At 54.6% G+C, this 23,430-nt stretch carries 22 protein-coding genes and 1 pseudogene; 21 read left to right on the forward strand and 2 right to left on the reverse strand.

All coding sequences use genetic code 11. The features are described from left to right. From amrA to K349_RS0114415, 8 genes are all read left to right on the forward strand, one after another. The gene (gene amrA, locus K349_RS0114380) at positions 1-576 is read left to right on the forward strand and encodes an AmmeMemoRadiSam system protein A (RefSeq protein WP_029166456.1); all 576 of its coding nucleotides are present in this window, start codon (positions 1-3) and stop codon (positions 574-576) included. Then, entirely contained in the window at positions 563-1,603 is a 1,041-nt protein-coding gene (gene amrS, locus K349_RS0114385) for an AmmeMemoRadiSam system radical SAM enzyme (RefSeq protein WP_029166457.1), read from the forward strand. The genes amrA and amrS overlap by 14 nt, the downstream gene beginning before the upstream one ends. A gap of 154 nt (positions 1,604-1,757) precedes the next feature. Continuing rightward, positions 1,758-3,284 (forward strand): histidine ammonia-lyase, encoded by a 1,527-nt coding sequence (hutH, locus tag K349_RS0114390; protein ID WP_029166458.1) that lies wholly within the window; start codon positions 1,758-1,760, stop codon positions 3,282-3,284. A gap of 136 nt (positions 3,285-3,420) precedes the next feature. Further along, on the forward strand, positions 3,421-4,344 hold the full coding sequence (gene ftcD, locus K349_RS0114395; RefSeq protein WP_029166459.1) for a glutamate formimidoyltransferase: 924 nt from the start codon (positions 3,421-3,423) through the stop codon (positions 4,342-4,344). Then, complete coding sequence (gene hutI / locus K349_RS0114400; RefSeq protein WP_029166460.1) at positions 4,341-5,606, forward strand: imidazolonepropionase; 1,266 nt, start codon at positions 4,341-4,343, stop codon at positions 5,604-5,606. The genes ftcD and hutI overlap by 4 nt, the downstream gene beginning before the upstream one ends. 82 nt (positions 5,607-5,688) lie before the next feature. After that, positions 5,689-6,318, forward strand: a complete 630-nt coding sequence (locus tag K349_RS0114405) for a cyclodeaminase/cyclohydrolase family protein (RefSeq protein WP_029166461.1) — start codon at positions 5,689-5,691, stop codon at positions 6,316-6,318. A 15-nt stretch (positions 6,319-6,333) separates the two neighbouring features. Continuing rightward, on the forward strand, positions 6,334-7,269 hold the full coding sequence (locus tag K349_RS0114410) for a bifunctional 5,10-methylenetetrahydrofolate dehydrogenase/5,10-methenyltetrahydrofolate cyclohydrolase (protein WP_029166462.1): 936 nt from the start codon (positions 6,334-6,336) through the stop codon (positions 7,267-7,269). Positions 7,270-7,319: 50 nt separating this feature from the next. After that, positions 7,320-8,123, forward strand: coding sequence for a hypothetical protein (locus K349_RS0114415; protein ID WP_157367404.1), 804 nt, complete (start codon positions 7,320-7,322; stop codon positions 8,121-8,123). Between the two features lie 120 nt (positions 8,124-8,243). Here K349_RS0114415 and selD read toward each other — a convergent pair whose 3' ends face one another. Together selD and K349_RS0114425 are read right to left on the reverse strand one after the other, a co-directional pair. Next, positions 8,244-9,278, reverse strand: coding sequence for a selenide, water dikinase SelD (gene selD, locus K349_RS17370; RefSeq protein WP_084460417.1), 1,035 nt, complete (start codon positions 9,276-9,278; stop codon positions 8,244-8,246). A 5-nt stretch (positions 9,279-9,283) separates the two neighbouring features. Continuing rightward, positions 9,284-10,309 (reverse strand): biotin--[acetyl-CoA-carboxylase] ligase, encoded by a 1,026-nt coding sequence (locus K349_RS0114425; RefSeq protein WP_051464387.1) that lies wholly within the window; start codon positions 10,307-10,309, stop codon positions 9,284-9,286. 83 nt (positions 10,310-10,392) lie between these two features. Here K349_RS0114425 and prfB point away from each other — a divergent pair. The 13 genes and pseudogenes from prfB to purB all read left to right on the forward strand — a co-directional run bounded on the left by prfB (position 10,393) and on the right by purB (position 23,397). Further along, a protein-coding gene (prfB, locus tag K349_RS0114430; RefSeq protein ID WP_420834459.1) for a peptide chain release factor 2 occupies positions 10,393-11,494 on the forward strand; the annotation gives its coding sequence in 2 pieces (ribosomal slippage) (positions 10,393-10,464 and positions 10,466-11,494; 1,101 coding nt in all). Between the two features lie 130 nt (positions 11,495-11,624). Then, positions 11,625-13,604, forward strand: a complete 1,980-nt coding sequence (locus tag K349_RS0114435; protein WP_029166466.1) for a SpoIVB peptidase S55 domain-containing protein — start codon at positions 11,625-11,627, stop codon at positions 13,602-13,604. Between the two features lie 25 nt (positions 13,605-13,629). Next, complete coding sequence (locus K349_RS0114440; RefSeq protein WP_029166467.1) at positions 13,630-14,415, forward strand: MlaE family ABC transporter permease; 786 nt, start codon at positions 13,630-13,632, stop codon at positions 14,413-14,415. A 4-nt stretch (positions 14,416-14,419) separates the two neighbouring features. Beyond that, the gene (locus tag K349_RS0114445; RefSeq protein WP_029166468.1) at positions 14,420-15,199 is read left to right on the forward strand and encodes an ABC transporter ATP-binding protein; all 780 of its coding nucleotides are present in this window, start codon (positions 14,420-14,422) and stop codon (positions 15,197-15,199) included. Next, positions 15,184-16,545 (forward strand): MlaD family protein, encoded by a 1,362-nt coding sequence (locus tag K349_RS0114450; protein ID WP_029166469.1) that lies wholly within the window; start codon positions 15,184-15,186, stop codon positions 16,543-16,545. Before K349_RS0114445 ends, K349_RS0114450 begins: the two co-directional genes overlap by 16 nt. Continuing rightward, positions 16,545-17,186 carry a dTMP kinase gene (tmk, locus tag K349_RS0114455; protein ID WP_029166470.1) on the forward strand — a complete coding sequence of 214 codons (642 nt, stop codon included), beginning with the start codon at positions 16,545-16,547 and terminating at the stop codon, positions 17,184-17,186. The genes K349_RS0114450 and tmk overlap by 1 nt, the downstream gene beginning before the upstream one ends. Before the next feature lie 98 nt (positions 17,187-17,284). Beyond that, a complete protein-coding gene (locus K349_RS17375; protein WP_029166471.1) occupies positions 17,285-17,635 on the forward strand; it encodes a DUF327 family protein in 351 nt (116 codons plus the stop codon). Positions 17,636-17,676: 41 nt separating this feature from the next. After that, a complete protein-coding gene (locus K349_RS19785; RefSeq protein ID WP_029166472.1) occupies positions 17,677-18,387 on the forward strand; it encodes a hypothetical protein in 711 nt (236 codons plus the stop codon). Further along, complete coding sequence (locus tag K349_RS17385) at positions 18,359-19,858, forward strand: PSP1 domain-containing protein (RefSeq protein WP_029166473.1); 1,500 nt, start codon at positions 18,359-18,361, stop codon at positions 19,856-19,858. Before K349_RS19785 ends, K349_RS17385 begins: the two co-directional genes overlap by 29 nt. A 5-nt stretch (positions 19,859-19,863) precedes the next feature. Next, positions 19,864-20,804, forward strand: a pseudogene (gene ftsY, locus K349_RS17390) (signal recognition particle-docking protein FtsY). Then, on the forward strand, positions 20,788-21,585 hold the full coding sequence (locus tag K349_RS0114480; protein WP_029166474.1) for a hypothetical protein: 798 nt from the start codon (positions 20,788-20,790) through the stop codon (positions 21,583-21,585). The pseudogene ftsY and the gene K349_RS0114480 overlap by 17 nt, the downstream one beginning before the upstream one ends. A 47-nt stretch (positions 21,586-21,632) precedes the next feature. Continuing rightward, positions 21,633-22,094 carry a DUF4416 family protein gene (locus tag K349_RS0114485; RefSeq protein ID WP_245588089.1) on the forward strand — a complete coding sequence of 154 codons (462 nt, stop codon included), beginning with the start codon at positions 21,633-21,635 and terminating at the stop codon, positions 22,092-22,094. After that, complete coding sequence (gene purB / locus K349_RS0114490; RefSeq protein ID WP_029166476.1) at positions 22,087-23,397, forward strand: adenylosuccinate lyase; 1,311 nt, start codon at positions 22,087-22,089, stop codon at positions 23,395-23,397. The genes K349_RS0114485 and purB overlap by 8 nt, the downstream gene beginning before the upstream one ends. Positions 23,398-23,430: the final 33 nt, after the last annotated feature.

Here is a 23,430-nt window from a genome sequence, read left to right on the forward strand (position 1 = left end):
ATGACCGTCTCCGGATATGAGGTACCGCACCCCTACGTTCGTTTGGCACGAAAACAGATTGAAGCCTACGTGATGCACAAAAAGCTTCTTTCTGCAGAAGAGGCATTGCTTCTTTGCGCGGACTCGGCAATCTGGACTCCTCGACGAGCCTGCTTCGTTTCCATCAAGACAACGAAGGGACATCTGCGGGGGTGTATCGGCACCATACTTCCAAGTCGTTCCACTCTCGCGGAAGAGCTTCTCGCCAACGCCGTGGCCGCCGCCTCCAGAGATCCTCGTTTTCCTCCCCTGACCGAGGAAGAGTTGCCGCATATCCGCGTCTCCGTAGATATTCTTTCTCTCCCAGAGCTGGTCCGGTCTGAAAGCGAACTGGACCCGAAACGTTACGGTGTTATTGTGGAAAAAGGTAATTCTCGAGGTGTGCTCCTCCCGAATCTGGAGGGCGTGGAAAGCACTTCGGAGCAACTTGCCATCGCCTGTGCCAAGGCTGGGATCCGCACTCTCGAGGGAACGACGCTGTATCGTTTCATTGTCGAGAGGTACCTTGAAAGAGGCATACCCGATGAAAGCGTCTGAGGAAGAACGGAGAAGCAAGTCTTTGCCACACCGGAGCTGCCTTTGGTACGAGCGTGCCGGAGAGGACGCCTTGTGTCGCCTGTGCCCTCATGCCTGCCGTATTTCTCCGGGTGGTGTCGGACGCTGTCTTGTCAGAAAAAATGACCCGCATCACGGATTCATTTCCCTCAATGACGGACAAGCCGCGGCCATCGCGGTAGATCCTATGGAAAAGAAGCCCTTATATCACTTTCACCCGGGGACACACATTCTCTCCCTGGGAACCGTGGGATGTAACATGGGATGCCCTTTTTGCCAGAACTGGCCCCTCGCCACCAGCGTCCCCTCAGTGGAACTCGTTCCGATCGAGCCACCCGATGTGGAGCAAATCTTGCAGCGCCATTCCCTCCGATCCGTCGCCTTCACGTACAATGAACCCAGCGTTTGGTACGAGTTCGTGTTACGCTGCGCACAGTATTTGAAGGAACGGGGATATTTTGTTGTGCTCGTCACGAACGGTATGATGTGTTCCGCTCCTCTCAGAGCACTCCTTCCTTACATTGATGCCGCCAATGTGGACGTGAAGGCCTTTTCCGAGGAACACTACACATTCTTGGGTGGCAGCCTCCAATCCGTTCTTTCCTTCGTGGAAACACTTTTTTCAGGAGGTGTCCATGTGGAGTTGACGCATCTCCTCGTTCCGGGATTCAACGACTCGGAAGAAGAATTTGAATCCCTTCTTCGCTGGATCGCCGCTCTCTCGCCTTCGATCCCTCTCCACGTGAGTCGCTCCTTCCCGCAGCACCGCTGGCCGGGCCCCTCTCCATCCCTCGAACAGATGCAACGGAGAGAAAAACTTGCAAAAACCCACCTCTTCTACGTATATCTCGGCAATGTTCCCTCCATGGCAACAACCATCTGCCGCCACTGCGGGCATGACATTCTTACAAGGGAATGTTATAATATAAAAATGATGGAATTAGATGCATTTGGAAAGTGCAACTTTTGCGGAGGGAACAATTTTTTCCGCCTGCCTGGTTCCGTCTGAGTGAGAAAAGTGTTTCCGAAGACGGACGCGTGTGGGGTTTCGTTTGCACTTGCGACAGAGAGGGAAAACTTCGAAAAGTATAACAGAAGACAAACCGCGTGAGGGCCCATTCACCTACATCGAAGAAGAGAAAGAAGGGGACGGAAAGATGAGCATGCAGAGCATCGAACTGAACGGCCACTCCCTGACCCTGCAGGATGTCGTGCGTGTTTCCAGGGAGGATTTCCCCGTGTCGCTCGATCCCGCCGCTGTAGCCTTCGTGGAGCGAGGTGCAAACATGGTTGCCTCCTGGGTTCGTGACGGAAGAGTCATCTACGGAATCACCACGGGGTTCGGAGATCTCGCTTCGGTAGTCATCCCCCAGGAGAAAAGCGAACTGCTTCAGCACAACCTGCTCGTTAGCCATGCCTGTGGCGTAGGCGAACCCTTTCCCGAGGATGTGGTCCGAGCGATCATGCTTCTGCGGATCAACACATTGATCCGCGGCTTTTCCGGCATCAGCCTCCCCACGCTCACCCTTCTGCTGAACATGCTCAATCTCGGCATTCATCCGATCATTCCCTGTCAAGGCTCCGTCGGAGCCAGCGGAGATCTCTGTCCTCTTTCACATCTCGCCATAGCGCTTCTTGGTCTGGGAGAAGCCATGTACAAGGGAAAACGCCTTCCCGTCGCCGATGCGTTCGCTCAGACAGGGCTGGAAGCGGTGGCACTCAAGCCCAAGGAAGGACTTGCTCTCAACAATGGAACAACTGTGTTGACTGCAGTGGGAGCGTTGACGGTATACGATGCACTTCATACGGCAAAGGTCGCGGACATTGCCGCGGCACTTTCGCTTGAAGCGCTCCGAGGCGTTCCCTACGCGTTTGACCCTCGAACACACGAATTGCGCCCCCACATCGGCCAGAGACAGGTCGCGTCGAATATGCGCCGTCTCATCGAAGCCAGCGAAATCATCGAAAAATACAAACATGACCGTGTCCAGGACGCTTATTCCCTGCGCTGCGTCCCCCAAGTCCACGGAGCAAGCCGGGATGCGGTGGAGTATGTACGCCAGAAGATCGCGGTAGAGATTAACTCCGTGACGGACAATCCTCTCATCTTTCCCGCCGAGGAAGAAGCTATCAGCGGAGGTAATTTCCATGGCCAACCCATCGCCATCGCCATGGATTTCTTCGGTATCGCCGCTGCGGAACTGGCAAGCATTTCCGAGAGACGGGTGGCTCGCCTGGTGGATGCGAAGCTCTCCGGACTTCCTCCGTTTCTCGTGAGCAACAGCGGCCTGAACAGCGGGTTCATGATCCCGCAATATGTCTGCGCCGCACTCGTGTCCGAGAACAAGGTCCTCGCTCACCCCTCTTCCGTGGACAGTATTCCCACGTCTGCAAACCAGGAAGATCATGTCTCCATGGGGATGTATTCTTCCAGAAAGGGAAGAGCGATCCTTGAGAACGCCGAGAAGGTTCTCGCCGTGGAACTTCTCTGCGCTGCCCAGGGGGTGGAGTTTCACAAACCCCTTCAGCCAGGAAGAGGAACCCGTGTCGCCCGGCGCCTGATTCGGGAGCACGTACCCTTTGTTCAAGAGGATTGTTTTCTCCAGCCGCTCATCGAAGACGTGCTCCATCTGGTTCGCAGTGGAGAACTGGTGCAGTGCGTGGAGGAAGAAATCGGGCCCCTCTCGTGACAAGACAATCTGAAAAGACACGGTGATGCGCGTGTGTCATTTTTGCGGATTTGGAAACGTTTTTGCACGTAATGGCAGACAACAGGATGATTTTGAACAACGAATGGTGTATTTTTTAAGGGAGGGACTATAAACAATGGTACGCAGATTGGTCGAGTGTGTTCCGAACTTCAGCGAGGGACGACGTCCAGAGATCATCGAGGCACTGGTGGCACCCTTCAAAAAAAGGAAGGGTGTTTATCTGTTCGACTACAGGGCCGACGAGGACCACAATCGTCTCGTCGTGAGCTTGGTGGGTGAACCGGAACCGATGGAGGACGCACTGCTCGAAGCCGCCAGGGTCGCGATGGAAAACATCGATATGGAGCATCACCAAGGCGGTCATCCCCGCATCGGCGCGGTGGACGTCATTCCATTCACACCGCTGAAGAACATGAGCATGGAGGAATGCGTGCTCCTCGCGCATACCTTTGGAGAGCGTTATTGGCAAGAGACGGGCATTCCCGTGTATTTCTACGAAGAGGCGGCCCTGCGCCCCGAGAGAAAACGCCTTGAAGTTATCAGAAAGGGGCAGTACGAGACACTCAAGGTGGAAGTCCTCTCGAATCCCGAGCGGCTTCCGGACAAGGGGAGTGCAGCACTCCATCCCACTGCCGGAGCCACCGTGATCGGAGCACGCACCTTCCTCGTCGCGTTCAATGTCAATCTTGGAACAACGGATGTCGCCATCGCGAAAGAAATTGCCAAGGCTGTTCGCGCTTCCAGCGGAGGCTTTTGTCATGTGAAAGGCATCGGCCTCGCCCTTGAGGACCGAGGGCTCGTTCAGGTGAGCATGAATCTCGTTGACCACCGAAAGAACGCCCTCTACCGCGTGCTGGAGACCATTCGGATGGAGGCCCGCCGCTGGGGTGTCCCGGTGGTGGAGACCGAACTCTACGGCATGGTTCCCACCGAGGCTCTTCTCGACAGTGCCGCCTATTATCTCCAAGCTAACGGATTCGATCCGCGACAGGCGATCGAACTACGCCTCCTGGAAATGATGGAGGAGGAGCAAGCATGACCGTGAAACTTTTCCACAACGCCCGGATCTGGACAGCCTCCGACAGGGGAATTCCACTGCGCGGAACGGAACAGGGGAACGTGACCATCTGGGAACGTGGAGCTCTTTTGGTCCAAGGCGGAACCATCGCCTGCGTCGGAGAGGAGATTCCCGTTCGAAAAGCGTTGGAAGAGCTTCTCGCCGAAAAAGGGGATTCCGTTCCGTTTCAGGAAATCGACTGCTGTGGGCGCTGTCTTGTCCCTGGATTTGTGGACCCCCACACGCACATGTGTTTTGTCGAGCCACGTGAAGAAGAGTTCGCACTCCGCCTCGAGGGAACACCTTACCTGGAAATTCTTCGCCGCGGGGGCGGCATTCTTTCTTCTGTCAGATCCGTCGAAGCGGCGGAAGAAGAACTGCTCTACGAAAGAACTCGAGCAACCGTTCTGCGCGCTCTTTCCTTCGGAACGACCACAGTAGAAATCAAAAGCGGCTACGGTCTGGACACGGAGACGGAACTCAAGATGCTCCGCGTCATCGACAGGATCCGGCGCACCACACCTCTCGACGTGGTTCCCACATTTATGGGAGCCCATGCCGTTCCACCTCGTTTTCGGAACGATTCGGAAAAATATGTGGAACTGCTCGTGGAAGAAATGCTGCCCGCCGTGCAAGCACAGGGCGTGGCTCTTTTCTGCGACGTGTTCTGTGAAGAAGGTGTCTTCTCGGTCGATCAGAGCCGGCGAATTCTCGAGGCAGCCCGAAACTGCGGCCTCGGGCTCAAGATCCATGCCGACGAGGTCCACGATCTGGGAGGCGCCGGTCTCGCTGCGGAGCTTCGCACACTCTCGGCGGAGCATCTCCTCGCGGCAAGCGAAGAAAACCTCCGCAGAATGGCCGAGAAGAATGTACTGGGTATTCTTCTTCCCGCAACTGCCTACAGCCTCCGCAAGCCCTACGCTCCCGCACGGAAAATGATCGAACTGGGTGTTCCTCTTGCCATCGCCACAGACTGTAACCCAGGATCGTGCTACACTGAATCCATGCCCTTCGTCTTCGGTCTGGCGGTAATGCAAATGGGACTTTCCGTCGCGGAAGCGTTCGTCGCCTCCACGTTAAATGCCGCGTATGGAGTCGGACTATCCTCTGTTGTAGGCAGTCTCGATCGGGGAAAACGTGCGGATTTCCTCCTCCTGGCAGGAAAAAGCCCCGCGCTGTTTGCCTATCATGCCGGCGTTTCCCCCGTGGAAGAGGTTTACAAATCCGGAGAAAAGGTTGTTTGAGAATGCGCTCAAGCAGAAAACGGGCAGCTCTTTTGTGGAAAAACACTACGAGTTTCTCAAGTCTGAAAGGGGATGAACACCAGTGAATGCCGCAGACATGACTCTTTCCATGTTCTTCGACGAGCTCGCGTCCGATTCTCCCGCACCCGGCGGAGGGACGGTCGCCGCTTTGGGTGCTGCCGCCGCCGCCGGGCTTGTTTCCATGGTCGCCCGCTTGACCCTCGGCAAGGAAAAATTTCGAGACCATTGGAAAGAAATGGAGACGATCGCAGAAAAAAGCGACGTATTGCGCTCTCGCTTTCTTCGACTCATGAAAGAGGACGCCGACGCGTTCAACGAATTTATGGCGGCCATGAAACTCCCGAAGGAAACGGAAGAACAGAAAAAAACAAGAGCGGATGCCATGCAGAACGCGCTTTTACACGCTGCGGAAGTCCCCCTTGAGACGCTTCGCCTCTGCGCCGACATCGCACTCCTCGCCTTCGCGACGGCGGAGCGCGGTAACCCAAATGCGTTGACAGACGCAGGCGCCGCTGCTGCGTTCGCCCTTTCCGCCGCACAAACCGCAGCCTACAATGTACGCATCAACACAAAGGCCCTCCGGGACCAACTTCAGGTTACCCGCCTCGAAAAAGAAACGAAACAACACCTCCAGACAGTTCGAAAGTTTGCGCTCCAAACGACCGATTTCGTCGAAGCGCAGCTTTCCTGAGAAGAGAGGCTTCTCATGACCCTTGAACTCCGCGGTAAACCACTGGCGGACGCATTGAAGAGTTGGTGCGCCGAGAAAATCATCGACCTGGAGAAAACTCGAAAAGCACCTCCAGGACTTGCGATTGTCCAAGTGGGAAACGACGCTGGATCGGAGGCCTATCTCCAACAGAAAGTGAAAAACGGAGAGAAATTGGGTATGTCGGTACGCATCTTCCCTTTTCCGGCCACAACCGAAAAGGGAAAAGTCCTGGAATGTTTGCACTTCCTCAATACAGATCCTGGAATAGACGGCGTCTTCATAGAACATCCTCTTCCCGGGGGATGGGAGGTATGTTTGCGTAGTGCGCTGCTCCCGGAAAAAGATGTGGAGGGACTCCATCCTTTGAACCTGGGGAGACTCTATCTTGGTGAAAAGGGATTTCCCATCCCCTGCACCGCCGAGGCAGTGATACGGTTGCTCGAATGGTATGCGCTGGATCGTCTCGACGGCCTTTCTGCGGTAGTGATGGGACGGAGCGTTTCCGTAGGAAGGGCGCTGGCCCTCCTCCTCCTGGAAAAAAATGCCACTGTGACGGTAGTACACAGTCGAAGCAGAAACCCTGCAATGTTCCTTGAATGTGCCGATGTCGTCATCACCGCTGTCGGGAAAGCGCATGTCCTCGATGCGCTACAGATGAAGCCCGAGAGCGTCCTCGTGGACGTAGGAACAAATGTGACGCCTGAGGGGGCTTTAGTTGGAGACGCGAATACAGAATCCTCGTCTCATTTAAAAGCATTCTCTCCCGTTCCAGGAGGCATCGGCCCTGTCACAGTGAGTATCCTCCTCGCCAACGTCGTGCGAAACGCACTGTTACGCGCAGGGGCTTCCGCTCCATCCTCCTGTTACAGAGCGGATATTCCTTCCACACACGAACTCGCACGCGACAACACGCAAAACAAGAACCCATGAGACGAAACAAAGCGCCTCTCGAAAAGCGCTTCTTGAGGAGCACCATCTTCTTGTTTCTTTTGATCGAGGTCCTTTCCGGCAACGCCTTTGCCACAGGCCGACAAGAAGTTTGGGCGACGACACCGTTGCTTTCCCTCATGGTTCGCTTTCTCGGAGGAATCCACGTCTCCGTCCACGCTCTTTCCCGTTACGACGACCACGGGCGACTTATTCGCGTAAAGACGAAAATCCCTTCAGAAGCCCGCGTGGTGGCTCTCGACGAAACGGAAGCGGTGGAGTTCGGCCTTTCCGAAGGATACCGTTCCGCCCCTCTCTTCGAACGAATGCCGTTTCTCCGAAAGGAGGGTGATGCATTCTTCCTCGATCCAGCCACGATGCCCGCTCTCGGACAACGGGTACTCATCTCCCTCTCCACTTTCGATGCCGCAAATTATCTCTATTACCAACGGCGCCTCGCGGAATTCCAGTCACGCCTGGAAAGTACCGTAGGCGTCGGGAGACAACTCCTCGGAGAGATGGCGATTCTTGATCTGACCTCCATCTTTCCCCTTTGGATCGATGCGGCGGTACAACGCCATATTCGCCCCCCAGTAAACGTGATAACTCTCTGGCAAAAAGAGGAAAGCCTTGACGTCCTTGAAAAAACCATTGCTGAAGCGGAAAAAGGGGGCTGGATCATTCTCTATGACCCCCTGACCCCTTCGGTGGTGAAAGAACGTCTGCTGCGTTCCCCTAACGCGCTCTCCCTTGCTCTGCCCGATGTGGAACGTGTCGAAGATCTTTTCCTTTTTCTCTACGATCAGTATTTGGCTGTGTGGAATTTTTCGAGACAGCGATCAATGAGAACTCGCTAAGAAAACCAGTGGGAGAAAAGTTCCTCTCGGTTTTTGAGGAAATGGTTTTCCCGGAAAGGAGACGAACACGTCGGCAATGCCTCCTGTGACGGCGTGTTCGTCAACCCCCCGAGCAGTGAGTCATTGTACAACCCCGATTCGGCCCGTCCCTTTGGTGAAACGACCTATCCGGCGAGCTTCTTTGAAACCTCCCTGATGAAGCGAGGCAAGCAGGGAAGATGCCTCAGTCTCCGGAACAGCGAGGAGAAGCCCTCCAGACGTCTGGGGATCGTAAAGGATATCGCTTTCATAAGCGGCGATAGTCCCTTGGTTTTGAACTCTTGGACCATAGAGTTCCCTGTTTCTGTACGCTCCTGCCGGCACCAGCCCGAGTTCGGCCTTTTCCTTTGCACCGGTCAAAATGGGCAACTCCGAAAAGAGCACTTCCACATCCAACGCTTCTCCCAGCATATCCAACAAATGTCCTGCCAACCCAAAACCTGTCACGTCCGTACAGGCAACGACAGCTCCGAGCCGTTCCGTCGGAAGACACGCGGGAAGGTTGTTCAGCGTTCGCATACATGTCACCGCCGCATCAATCTCTTCTGATTCGACCATACCGGCTTTGATTGCCGTGACAAGAATACCCGTTCCCAACGCCTTCGTGAGGAGCAAGACATCGCCCGGCTGTGCGCCGTTCACCCTCCAGAGTCCCCTCGCATCGACATCCCCAAACACAACAAGACCGTATTTCGGCTCTTCATCTTCGACACTGTGCCCTCCTGCGAGAACGGCACCTGCTTCATCGACTTTTTTCTGTCCCCCTCGAAGAACGAGGGCAAGCTCTTCGATTGGTCTGCAATGCACCGGATAGGCAACGACATTGAGTGCCACCCGAGGCACGCCCCCCATTGCAAACACGTCACTGAGCGCATTGGCCGCAGCGATTTCACCCCACACTTCCGGATCGTCCACTACGGGAGTGATGAAATCCACCGTGAGAATTCCGATGCGGCCATTGCCCAGATCCCAGAGGGCCGCATCCTCACCGTGATCCCAGCCGGAAAGAAGCCTTTCGTGCTCCGGTTTCCTCAAGCCGCCAAGAATCAAGGACAGGTCCGCCGGACCTATCTTGGCTGCTCACCCACTTGTTCTGGCAAGTTCAGAAAGTCTCACGAGTTTCACCTCCCTTCAGGAAAGGGAACATCGCCCCCGCGACGAAGGTGTACCACGTCCGCTGCGGGAAAGAGACGCCTTCCCTGGGACGTCTCGACTACGAGCGTGCCCTCGCCGGTCACATCCATCGCCGTTCCCTGAATGACCTCGTCTCCGGTGAGAACACTGACGGCGGAGCCGATGGTCTCGCATTTCCTCCGATAGGCTTCGACCAGCTCCAGGGCACCCCTCGGTTCGCACAAATGTTGGAATTCTTCATAAAAGCGGCGAACTATCGCTGCGGCAAGGGCGTTTTTCGGTATGTTCCGCTCCGTCGCTTCCTCAATCGACGTCACGCGCTGTCGCAAGTCTTCCGGCAGATGCTCAGGGGAAAGAGAAAGGTTGATACCCAGGCCGATCACTGCATAATGCACTCTGTCAGGCTCAATAGCGGCTTCGCAGAGAATACCGCAGAGTTTACGCCCCCTCCACAGCACGTCGTTCGGCCATTTCAACGTGGCGGATACGTCCAAAAGCTCTTCGAGCGTGTCCCTGACGGCAAGTCCCGTTGCAAGACTTAGAAGTTGCAGCTCGTTCATACGCAACGATGGCCGTAAAAGGAAGGAAAAATACAGGCCCTTTCCGCGAGGCGATTCCCAGCTTCTGCCCAGTCGCCCACGCCCTTGGGTTTGTTCGTCGGCGAAAACGAGAAGTCCCTGTTCCGCACCGTCACGAGCGAATTCCTTCACAACAAATTGCGTTGAAGCGATGCGTTCAAATGCCAAGGTCGGGTGCCCGAAAGGAATGTCACCCAAAAGACTCTCGATCCAAGAAGGACTGATGCGGGTTTCTCCAGCACTTTGGAAGCGATATCCCCTTTGGGGAAGCGACTCCACGGGAAACCCCTCTTCCCGAAGTCCCTCCACGGCTTTGGACACAGCCTGACGGCTCACATTCACGTGTCCGCACAACTCGGCTCCCGAAACAATCGTGTCGGGATGCCGGAGCAGGTATTCCACGAGAGCTCTTTTCGTCGAATTTGTCCGCAGCAACGGCATCTCTCCCGTTTCTTGGTCTCGCGACGATGATATAATGAAAAACAAGAGATCACAATGCACCTCGAGGAGGAAGGATAATGGCCATTATCTCCACCACCACGATTTTGGAGGAACTGCGATCGTTGTTACGCGATCTGCAGGACAGTCTTTGACCTGCCTGCATTGAACGAACGCATGGAGCGTCTTCTCGCGAAAACCGCCGAACCGAATTTCTGGAGTACTGCCGACGCTCACGTGACGAGTCGCGAATTGGCTCGTCTCCAGGATAAAAAAACACAATTTGAAAGTCTTGCTTCCGAAGTGGAAGAGCTTGATTTTCTTGCATCCCTGATCGCAGAAACGCCGGATCCGGAGTTGGAAGCGGAATTTTACACCCGCTCGACTGCACTGAGGCAAAACGCCAAACGGGAGCAGCTCCAATTGCTCATGAACGACGAATACGACGAGAGCAACGCTCTCGTCAGCGTACACCCCGGTGCAGGAGGTCTGGATTCCCAGGATTGGGCGGAGATTCTTTACCGTATGTATCTTCGTTGGGGAGAGGCTCAGGGATTTTCCCTCAAAATTCTCGAACTTCTGCAGGATATGGAAGCGGGCATCAAAAGCGTCACGTTGTTGGTTAAAGGGCGCTATGCCTACGGCTATCTAAAGGCAGAAAGAGGAGTGCATCGGCTGGTACGCATTTCCCCCTTCGACGCAGCAAAGCGGAGACACACGAGTTTTGCCTCTGTCGATGTTTCTCCGGAACTCCCGGAGGATGTGGAGATCGATATTCGAATGGAAGACCTGAAGCTCGACACGTTCAGAGCCAGTGGTGCCGGGGGCCAATACGTGAATATGACCGACTCGGCGGTCCGTATCACACACCTTCCGACGGGTATTGTCGTCAGCTGTCAGGACGAACGATCCCAACACATGAATCGTGCTGTGGCCATGCAGATCCTCAAGTCGCGGTTGTTTGAAATGCAACTCCGGGAGCGCCAGGAGAAACTTGAGGCGCTCCAAGGCGAGAAGAAAGACATCGAGTGGGGAAGTCAGATCCGTTCTTATGTGCTTCATCCATACACCCTGGTTAAAGACCACCGAACTAATTATGAGACAGGAAATGTGCAGGCCGTCCTGGACGGTGATATTCAGGATTTTATCATGGCCTATCTGCGCTGGAAAAAAACGCGATGACCTGCGGTGATTCCTGGGGTACCAAAAGCCTCCAACCCGGAATTGTCCCGTATGGAGGGAAGGGGCAGGGGAGTCTTTTCGATCCGCCGAAACGAGGAAATTACACATCAATGACAGAAAGGAGTATCTCATGACCTTCAGAAAGATGCTCCGAGGAATAGTCTTGTTCATGATCCCCCTCCTGGCGATACTTACGGCGGAAGAAGTTCTTCCCTTGCCGGTTTTGGCCTCTCCGCCCGCTTTTGACGCGGGAATACCCACACTTCCGATCACTTTGGTGAAGCCAGGCATGAAAGGGATCGCACGTACGGTTCTCCAGGGAAGGGAGATCGTCTCGTTTCCCCTGGAGATCCTGAGTGTGATCGAACGAAAGGGAACCCCGCGACATCTCATTCTCGTTCGAGCATCAGGCCCTTTGATGGAAAGAACGGGAGGCATCGCCGCAGGCATGAGCGGGAGCCCCGTTTTCGTGGAGGGGAAACTCGTCGGTGCCATTGGATATGGCTGGGATTTCAGCGATCATCGAATTGGTCTTGTTACACCGATCGAAGACATGGCTTCCGTGTGGGACTGGCCGGAGCGTCTTCCGCCTTTTTCTCGACCGTTACCGCAAGGGCTTACTCTTTTTACCTCCGAAGACAAAGTACCCGAGGAAAACGCCTCGCCGAATCCGGGGGAAAAAGAACCTGACGAAAATGAAAACAATAACGACGTGGACTCGATGGAGGAGGAAAACTCGGATCGGCAAGACACATCTCTTTCATTCCCCTTTGGCGCGAAAGATCCCATTCTTCTGGAAGTGACGCGTGAGGAGACCAACGTAAACGTAAACAGGATACTCCGCGAACGCGCCGCACCTCTTCTTGTCGATGGGCTCAGCCCGAGGGCGGCCAAATCTTTGGAGACGGATTTAGGCACCAGGATTCTCGCCATGGGCACGGGAAGCGGCGGAAGTGACCTTCCCGTAGAGTACGATGCACACATGACCCCTGGAGATGCCATCGGCGTTCTGCTCGCTTGGGGAGACATTACCATCGGCGCCACCGGCACCCTTACGGCGGTGGGGAAAGATGGACGCTTTCTTGGCTTCGCCCATCCTTTCCTGAACCGGGGAGCCGTTGTCTTTCCAGTGACAAAAGCCTGGGTCCACGATGTCATTCCCAGCCTGGAGTCTCCCTTCAAACTAGGCTCGCCCCAGGCAATCGTAGGAACTGTTACCCAGGATCGCCCACAGGCCATCGGTGGACGTATCGGATATTTCGCTCCTTCCGTGTCGTTCACGGTGACCGTCCGGAACCAGGAGACGAAGAAAAGTGTCATCAAAAGATTCCACGTGGTGGACGATCCTTTTCTCGTGGCAAAAATCGCTCCTGCGGCAATGCTCGGCATTGTGGACGACGAATGGGGCAGGGTAGGGCAGGGAACAGCCCATGTGACCGTTTCGATCTCCGGAGGCGGGCTCGAAAAGGGGTGGACGCGAGCGAACATGTTCTTCTCTCCCGAGGATCTCGCTAGGGATACCATAAAGGAATTCTCCGATCTGGTGGATATTTTTTCCACGAATGAATTCCTGGAGGTAAAGCCCCTGGGATTTCGGATCGACGTGGAATTAACGCAGGCTCCTCGCGTGCTTTTCATTGAGGATGTGGAGATCGACCCGAAAGAAGCCGCCCCCGGAAGCGACGTGACCATAACCGTGAAATTACGTCCCTACCGAAGGAACCCACTGACGAAGACGTTTACCCTGAGGGTGCCCGAAGGCGCCCAGGGGACATGTGACGTTCTCGTCCGGGGTGGGGGCATCGCAGAACCCGAACAAGAGTCCATCCTGCAAGGATGGAGGTCCATCGCTGCCTTCGAAGAGCTGCTCAGCGAACTGAACGCGAAGGAATCGAACAACGAACTCGTAGTGGAACTCCTCGCCAAGGTCGAGGAGCCTTCTCAGGACAAGATGGAAGAGGAGGAACCAAAACTTCTCAGTGAAATCAAGGCACGAAGGATGAAGGAAGGAACATTGCGTCTCTTCAAGTCGAATTATTATGTAGAAGGGCTCATGCGACGCGTTCTTCACGTGAGGCCCGAAAACGGCGCGACCGATTCCGGTCAGTAGTCAAAAGCCTCGTCGAGAGCCGATCATGTCATTCTTCGCCTGGATTGGAAGATGGCTTCTTCGGTTTTGGGGGGATTTGGGCGCCTTCGCTCTTTACGGCTGCCGTATGGCCTGTGGGATTTTTGGAGGTCGTTGGGGAAGAAGAGAATTCTTCGAACAGCTCGATCGCATCGGTGTGGGGTCTCTTTCCATGGTGGCCGTGACGAGCGCCTTCTCTGGAATGGTCATGGCCGTACAGACCCTTGACCAGTTCGTTCGTTTCGGGGCAACGCAATATATCGGGGGCGTCATTGCCATCACCATGGTGCGGGAAATGTCTCCGGTCCTTACGGGTCTTGTCGTCGCAGGACGCGTCGGCGCCGCAATGGCCGCCGAGATCGGTTCCATGAAAGTGACGGAACAGCTGGATGCCCTTCGGGGATTCGGGCTCGATGATGTGTCCTTTGTCGGATCGCCGCGTCTTCTCGCCAGTTGTATCATGTTACCGGTGCTCACCGTTTTCTCCTTCGCCATCAGCATCCTTGGCGCCTATTTGTACGTGAGCACTCATGGTGTCAGCGCATTTGTGTTCCGCCGTTCCGTTGCAGTCATGCTCGAACCGCTCGATCTTTACGGTGGCGTGACGAAGGGGTTCGTCTTCGGCCTTCTCATTGCCGTCTCCTCCTGCTCCGAAGGTTTCCGTGCGGAGACAGGGGCTCGAGGTGTTGGAATCGCCACGACGAGTGCCGTCATTTGGAGCAACATGCTCATCCTCGCCTTCAACTATTTTCTATCCACGCTCTTCTTCGGTGGAATGCCCCGGGGAGGGTGAGACCATGAAACACCTTGTCCAGTTGCAGGACGTAACCATGTCTTTCGGGACCAAGCGTGTTCTCTCGGGGGTAAACATGTCCATCGCGCCCGGAGGCATCACAGCTCTCATGGGCGCCTCCGGATGCGGAAAAACGACCGTTCTCCGTCTGATTGCGGGACTCCTCGGCATTCAAGGCGGCACCCTCTTTCTTTTCGGGACGCAGCTTGATATCGAGACCAATCCGGACGTAATCGTCGCACTCCGCAAGCGTATGGGTATCGTTTTCCAGAGCAGCGCACTTTTCGATTCTCTCACCGTTGGAGAAAACGTGCGCTTCCCTCTGAAGTTCTGCCTCGGCATTACCGATGAAAGCGAACTTGGCGCCCGGGTCGAACGTATGCTTTCCCAAGTCGAACTGGAGGGAATCGAGAAACTGTATCCCTCCGAACTTTCCGGGGGAATGCGCCGACGGGTTGCCATCGCCAGATCACTCGTCTATGATCCTGAATTGCTCCTCCTTGACGAACCGACCACAGGGCTCGACCCGATGACGGCACGACACATCGACCGCCTGGTGGCCAGTCTCGGTCGGAGGTCCGGAGCAGGCGTTCTCCTGGTCACCCACGACCTCGTCTCAGCTCTCGGTGTGGCCGACACGATACTGCTCATGGAAGAGGGACAAATCGCCTGGAGTGGCACGCCAGAGGAATGGCATGCCACCGATGATGTCTGTGTCAGATTCTTCTCCAAGGGAATGATTCCTGTCACAAAGGGGGGAGAAGAACCATGGAACGGGAACTGAAGGCGGGACTCCTTGTCTTTTCCGCTCTTGTTCTTTTCGGTGCTCTGGTATTTGTCACGGGAGGCGCTTTGTTCGGACGAAAGGGGTATTCTTTCTCCGTGCTGTTTCCCGACGCAGGAGGACTCCAGGTGGGTGCTCCGGTTTTTGTCTCCGGTGTGGAACTCGGCCAGGTTCAGGCACTTCGCCTGACGCCGGAAGGCGTTTTCGTCGTCGTGTCGCTCCCTCCCGAAGTAGCCATTCCCGAGGACAGTGTCTTCTCCATAGGCAAGAGCGGATTGTTGGGAGATGCGAGCATAAAGGTCGTACGCGGCGGAGCGGAGCGCATGGTCTCTTCGGATGAAACCGTCACAGGGCATCTTCCTCCGTCTTTCGAAGAGGCCCTTGAAGAAATCCGGGGAGATTTCCTCGAAGTACGACGGACTTTCGCGTACATCAACGACATCCTTGGGGATTCAGAGCGGCGAAGCGCCATGAAAGACATGCTGGACGCTCTTCCAGAACTTGTCGAGGAAGGAAGAACTACGTTCGGCACAATCGGCGACGCTGCACAAGACGCACGTCATTTCCTCTCCCGTGCCGAGGAAGAACTCCAGGACGTCTCGGGCAAACTCTCCGTCCTTCTGGAGAACGTGGACGCATCCGTACGTGAAAACAAGGACGTGTTTGCGGAGACACTCCGCCATATTCGAAACGTGGCAACACAACTCGACGATGTCCTGAGAGATTTCAACGAAGACAGTCTTTCCGGAAAGGACCTCCGACGAGCCGTAACAAAGCTTGGGGATGCCGCTTCCCAGGTGGAACAGCTCGCCCTGCGTGTGGAGGAGGAACTCTTCGCCTCCGAAGGAACAGCATCGCTTCCTGAAGTGGTGCGAGAGGTACGGCAAACCGTCTCAAGGGCACAGGACATCATCCATGAAGTAGAAAGTGTCCGTACCGAGGGGCAGGTCTCTCTGCACAGCGCTGTTTCGGGGAAAACCGATGCAGAGGAAAGCCTCCTTTTGGATGCCTCCATATGGATCGGAAAAAGGGATTTCCCGTACGGCATTCTCCTGGGTGTGGAAAACGTGGGCCTTCAGGATGGGCTGACCTTGGCTCCCACGTATGATCTTCCATGGGGACGCGTGTGGGCAGGAATCGTGAGAGGATACGTGGGATTGGGGTTTCTATGGCAGGGAAGCGGAAGCAGCCCCTTCTCCCTTCAGGGACAATGGTGGAACGAGGACGGCGGTTTTTGGGCCGCAGAAGGGCGGATTCGTGTGAACGAACGGTCCGGTTTTCTCTTCAAGCATGAAGAACAGAATCCGGAATCTCGTCAATCCGTGGGCGTTTACTACAGATTCTGATGCAGTGTGGACAATTCATCACTTTTGAAGGTATCGATGGCTCCGGGAAGAGTACCCAGGCAAAACTTGCGGCGGAATTTTCCGCCCATGCCTTAGGGGAAAACCGTGTTCTCTGGACAAGAGAACCCGGCGACTGGAAAGGCGGAAAGCACATCCGGGAATTGCTCTTGCATGGAGATCTTCTTCACTGCCACGCAGAACTCTATCTTTTCCTTGCGGATCGTTGTGAACACGTCCGCCAGGTCATCGAACCCGCACTGGCCAGAGGTTGCCTGGTCCTTTGTGAACGCTATTGCGATTCCACACTGGCATATCAGTCGTGGGGAAGGAACCTCTCTCGCGCATGGATCGAAAGCCTATTTTCTACGAGCGGTTTTCCAACTCCAAATCTCACGTTGTGGATTGATGTTCCGGTGGAGAAAGCCTGGGAGAGACTGACCGAACGCGGAAGTGCGGATCGTATAGAATCCGAAGCACTCACTTTTTTGCATTCCGTGCAGAAGGGATATGCGGCGCTTTCGGAGGAATATCCCCAACGGATCGTTCGGATTGATGGCACACGTGCTCCGCATCTCGTCTTCGAGGACGTCCGCTCCTTGTTGAAGAAAACCCTGAAAGAAAGTTTCGGTATTGCGCTATGAAAGTAGAAAAACCAAGGGAACAGAAATCGCGATCCGTATCGAAAAATACCGGACAATCCGTTTCTGGTGGGAGAGGACGCAGTGGAGCACAGCGTCTCGTGGAAGTTCCCAAGGAAACCTTCGACGAGTCGTTGCAATCTCTTGAAATCAGCGCCCTTCTCGAAGAGGTGGAAGCGGTGGGAAAACAATTGTTCCGCTATCCCAGCCCACAACTGCTCGCCAGATACCGCCGTCTTGTAGGCGACCTGCTTTTCCGAGCCGAACAAGGACTGCAGATGAAAAAAGATTTTCGCTGGCGGCGAGCGAATAGAGCAACTTATGTCATCATTGAGAAAACGGAAAATATGTTGGATCAAATCGAGAAAGTCCTCGCCCAGGAGGGAGAACGAAGTAAACTCTTGGAACTTATGAACGAGGTGAAAGGGTGTCTCATATCACTGTTCATGTAGAGAATCAAAACGAAGAACATTCACTGGAGGAATTTTTTGCAATGACGTCTGGAGGATCCTTTCCCCAGGCGATGGTGGTGCGCACGTCCCGCTCTTCTTTCTTGCGGACCATGTCGATTCTCGCCCATCGCTACCTCTGTTTCCACGGAACTGGGAATGACACGTGCGCGTCCTGCCGCAGTTGGAGCGACTCCTTTCATCCCGATCTTCTGATCGTTGGAACTCAAGACGCGGCGCCAGGCATCGAAGAATGTCGACATCTTGCCGCCGGGCTTTCATTAGCTCCGTTTTGCGCGCCTCGTCGACTCGGAGTCGTGTTGTGCGCCGACATCCTCTCACTTCCGGCTGCCAACAGCCTTTTGAAAATAGTGGAAGAACCGCCTCCCTCTGCGCATCTTCTCCTTTTTATCGAAACCAACCGACTTCTCCCCACTCTTCGCAGTCGAGTCTGGCAGCTTTCCGTTTCTTCGGAGGAACCATCACCCATACAAGCACCTCCGGAAGGGAAAGCGGAGTGGATACGGCGCATCAGCGAAAAACGGGGCACAAAAGCCGATGACATGACGGAAGAACTGCGCCAGTGGTGTTCCTATCTGATACGAAATGGGCATGGTCTTAAAGCACAGCGGTTGGAAACGCTCCGCAATTTTTCGGAGAAGAACCGCCTTGTTGTTTCCATGTTACAGGACCTTGCGTATTTGGCCCTTGAGGAGGAGTATCCCGTTGAATGCCTTTTTGACGATTTTTGGTAAACCTCGCTATCTTGGCGTCGTTGATTTGCCCGAGAGTGCTGCACCTCTGAAAAATCGCTGGATCTTCGTCCAGACATCCCGAGGCGAAGAACTTGCCTTTGTCATTGGTCCCTTGACATCGGAGCAGATTGAGCGGTACCGGACACAGCGCAGAATCGAGGACAGGGAAAACGCCACTCCCCGCGGAAACGAACAGGGACTTGAGGAGATCACCTTTGTTGCCGATGCTACGGACACTGCTCTGGCGCTCCGAGAAGAACACCAGGCAGAAGAAACCCACGTTCTTGTCACAGCACGTCAACTCCTGCGCGAACACAATCTTTCCATGAAACTCGTCGACGTAGAATATTTGCTCGATAAGAAAAAGCTTTTTCTCTACTTCACTTCGGAGCAACGTGTCGATTTCCGTGCCTACGTGCGCGATTTGGCTAAGGAATTCAAGACACGCATCGAACTACGTCAAATCGGCGTCCGTGACGAGGCCAAGGTTCTGGGAGGCATTTCCCCCTGCGGGCTCCCTTGTTGCTGCAGTTCCTGGTTGAACGGTTTCTCGCCCATCTGTATCCGCATGGTGAAGGAACAGAATCTTGCCCTGAATCCGACGAAGATTTCCGGGATCTGCGGACGCCTTATGTGCTGTATGGCCTATGAACACGCCACCTATCGAGAACTCTGGGAACATCTCCCCAATCCGGGGAGTAAAATTCGTGCGCCCCAAACAACCTACATCGTCACCGGTGTGGACATCAAAGCCAGAGCGGTCCGAATTTGTGGGCAGGGAATACGGGAATTCGAGGTCCCCGTGGACGATTTCCCGGCGTTCAAAGAATGCGTACTTCGAGGAAATGAGTGGATTACAGAGGACTCTCCCAGTCAGGAGGTGTCTCGCGTCCCACACACCTTCCCTGAAAACGCCAAACATCAACGATTCACCAGAGCTTCCACTTCATCCACAGAAGAAAAGCCACACTCCGTCAAAGAACGGACATCTTCGGAACGTGGGACGGCATCGCCTTCCCCCATGCCGGAAGAAAAAGAACCGAAGCGGGGAAAAACGTCTTTCTCTGGTGGCACAGAAAGTTCGGACAGTATTCCCGAGAAGCCGAAGAAAACTCGCCGTCGTCGAAAAAAGAACGCGAGTGCGAAACAGGAAGAGGGAAAAGAACGCGTGATCTCTCCGAGGACACAGCAGGAGGAGAAGTCTGCGCCTCTCGAGGAAAACAAGAACCCGGCCAGACCCACCGCAGGAAAACGGCATGCCGACTCCGTCGAACATTCATCGCGTACATCGCGGGAAGAACAGGCTTTGAAAAGAACTCCCCCCGATGGAGAGGGCGAACAAAAGCAAAAAACGAGGCGGAGACGACGTCCAAAACGTAAACCACAACAGATTGCTTCTTCGCCTTCGGAAGAAAACCGTTCCGCTGAAAAACCGAATCGCACGACCGTCGATGCAACATCCAAAGGGTGAGCGCAATGGCATTATGGAGTAATTTAAAAGAAAAACTGAAGGGGGTCACCGAGCGGTGGAGTGGGGGCATTGCAGGCCTTTTCTCCGGGCACTCGATCGACGACGCGTTTTGGGAGGAACTTGAGGAGCGGCTTCTCGCAGGCGATGTCGGAATTTCACTGACAGAACGCCTCCTTGAACGTCTTCGCGACGAGCACCGGACAAAACACATCCGAGAAACCGAAGTGCTACGCAACGTCTTCGTGGAGATTTTGGTAGAACTGCTGGAAAGCGTTCCTGGAATGGGGGCTCCGCTTCGGTCCGACATCTCTCCATCTGTGGTTTTACTTATTGGCGTAAATGGAAGCGGAAAAACCACGACGGCAGGGAAACTCGCTTTTCAGGCAAAACAAGAGGGCAAAAGTGTTCTCCTCGCAGCAGCGGACACGTATCGCGCCGCTGCCATCGATCAGTTGAAAATTTGGGGGAGCGAACGGGAATCCGTGTCATAGCCCAGGAACCGGGTAGTGATTCTGCAGCGGTCGTTTTCGATGCCGTTCGTGCCGCCAGAGCGTCGGATTGTCGTATGGTCATCGCGGACACTGCGGGAAGACTGCACACAAAACATAATTTGATGGAAGAACTGCAGAAAGTCCACCGTGTGGTTTCCAGGGAAATTCCCGAGGGCCCTGCAGAGGTTCTTCTCGTCCTTGATGCAGTGATGGGACAAAACGCATTTCGACAGGTCGAGGCGTTCAATGCAGCACTTCCTTTGACTGGGATCGTGCTTACAAAATACGACAACACCGCTAAAGGTGGTATTCTGCTTTCCGTAGTCGATTCGTTGCATCTTCCTATTCGTTACGTAGGCCTGGGAGAAAGTGCGGAGGATCTCCAGATCTTCACTCCGCGCGACTTCGTCGAAACTCTGCTGAAAGAAGGGAAAACCCATGAGCCTGCCCAGTGATGAATCGTCCGAGAATCTTTTTCTCCAGGACACTTTTCAGGACGCCCTTCGCCATCTCTTCTTTCTGGGCCTTGAATATCTTCATATCGAGAAGGGAATGGAAGCACGCCTTCTTTCCAAGGAACAGCTCATCAGTTCTCTGGAGCGCGGATGTGGAGAACATCCCCTGGAGAGCCTTCTTGATGACACTCATGATGTCGATCCTTCGAAGCGTTTTTGCTTGACTCCCCAAGAAGTGAAACGCCTCGCACCAAGCATACGCGTACTCTGCGTCGAAGAAAAGGGATCCCGCATTCTTTCCATGCTGGACATTCAAAGCACGTCCCTCCTTTTCGCGCTTCCCACCTGGTGGGAAGTACCTCTTCCGCTCTTGTCCGTTCGCGAGGATACAATTCGCATCAACAGAAAAGGCAAAGAACTGTTCGGAGACATTTCTATATCGCGCAAAGAAGTGGAGCGTGCACTCCGTGAATCGGAACATCTGTTCACGTTCCGCGCTTCAAATCGGGAAACAACGATACTTCTCTCGCCTCTCGACCGCGGTATTTATCTTATGGAAGACGTGAGTTCCGACATGCGTGCCGCAGAGGATATCGCCTTCTGGGCCGCAGCGGGAAAATCTTTCGTGGCCCGCCTTGAGGAACAAGGCGTCCATGTACGCCGATGGGGAACCGACGACGCTCCCCAAACCTCACCTGAAGGCGAAGTCCTCACCTGCGTCTGGGAGGATCGTTTTCTCGGCTACGTAAGTCTGGATCCGCCGGCGGAAAATCCATCATGAGAGGCATTTTTCTCACAGGTGTTCTCTACCCCTCGGAGGAACGGTGGATGTGGCTTTTTCCGCGCCTTCGGGAGATTTGGGGGGAGCCTCAACGAGAAAGCCCTCCGTTCCTTTTCGATTGCACCACATATTATCGTTCGATCGGTGATCCGCTTTACCGTAAGTTCCTCTCTTTTCCAGGACTTCGTTCCGGAGACGAGCTGGCAACATGGAAACAGCAAGCACTCTCTCTCGAACGGGCGAGTGGTCCTCAAAGAAGCGTCAACATCGATCCGGGGATCCTCGATGGAGCCCGTCTCATCTTGGCCTCCACCAAGGATCGGGCGCAGCGCATTCCTGTCGGGCAAGGTCTGTTTGCAGAAATAACTCTCATGTACCGGCGAGGAAAGTGGATCTCCTTCGAGTATACCTTCCCAGACTTTCGGGACGAAAGATATCATGGATTCCTGTCCGCCGTAAGAAACGATTGGGTAGATGCAATGCGAAGAGGAGGAACCAGTCATGATTGAGCGTTACAGAACGGCTGGCATGAGCGCCATCTGGTCGGACGAGAACCGCTTCAGGAAATGGCTCGACGTTGAAATTGCCGTGTGTCAGGCTTGGCTTGAGGCGGGTATCATTCCTCAGGACGCTTTTGACGACATTCTTGAAAAAGCTTCTTTTGATGTACAACGTATCGCGGAAATCGAGGAAACCACCCAACATGATGTCATCGCTTTCGTGAGCTGCGTCGCCGAACATGTAGGTCCCAGCGGACGCTACATTCATCTCGGGCTTACCAGCAGCGATGTCGTAGATACTGCAGCGTCTCTCCTCCTCAAGGAGGCGCTCTCCCTGGTTCTTGAGGAGCTGGAAGAGGTGAAGAGCGTTGTTCTCTCACAAGCGTGGAAATACAAGACCACGCTTTGCGTCGGCCGAACCCACGGAGTTCATGCAGAACCAACGACATTCGGCCTCAAACTCCTCAACTGGTACGAGGAATTGGAGCGAAACACCTCCCGGCTTCTCCTCGCCAAGGAGCAGATCAGCACGGGAAAGATCTCCGGTGCAGTTGGAACTTACGCTCACTGTCCTCCCTCCATTGAGGCGCGGACGTGCCAGCTTCTCAAACTCGACCCCGCTCCAGTATCGACACAGATCCTGCAGAGAGACCGGCACGCCTTCGTCCTCACCACGCTTTCCGTACTCGGAGGAAGCATCGAACGCATGGCCACCGAGTTCCGTCACCTACAAAGAACGGAGGTTCTCGAAGCGGGAGAACCCTTCCGGAAAGGACAAAAAGGCTCTTCCGCCATGCCGCATAAACGAAATCCCATCATCAGCGAACGCCTCTGCGGCATGGCCCGCCTGCTCCGTGGCTACGCTGTCACCGCTATGGAAAACATGGCACTTTGGCACGAGCGAGACATCAGCCATTCCTCAACAGAACGGGTTATTTGGCCGGATGCCTTCCATCTGGTCCATTACATGCTTCTTGCGCTGAAACGGATCGTTTCTGAAATGACCATAGACAAGGGGCGCATGATATCAAACATGAATCTCACCAGAGGACTTCTCTATAGTCAACGAGTTTTGCTTCATCTTATCGAGGAAGGCGGCATGACCCGGGAAGATGCCTACCACCACGTTCAAAGCGCCGCTATGCGTTGCTGGAACGGAGAAGGTGATTTCGCCGACCTTCTTGCTGCGATCCCCCAGGTGGCTTCTGTTCTTTCCAAAGAAAAAATGTCTCAGCTCTTCACTCCGGACCATTACCTCCGGCACGTAGATGCCATTTTCAACCGTTTTCCACCCTCACCCGACCAAGGGTGATCGCTCGGATATATTCTTTTCCTTGATGCGTCT

Source organism: Aminiphilus circumscriptus DSM 16581, assembly GCF_000526375.1.
Lineage (GTDB): Bacteria > Synergistota > Synergistia > Synergistales > Aminiphilaceae > Aminiphilus > Aminiphilus circumscriptus.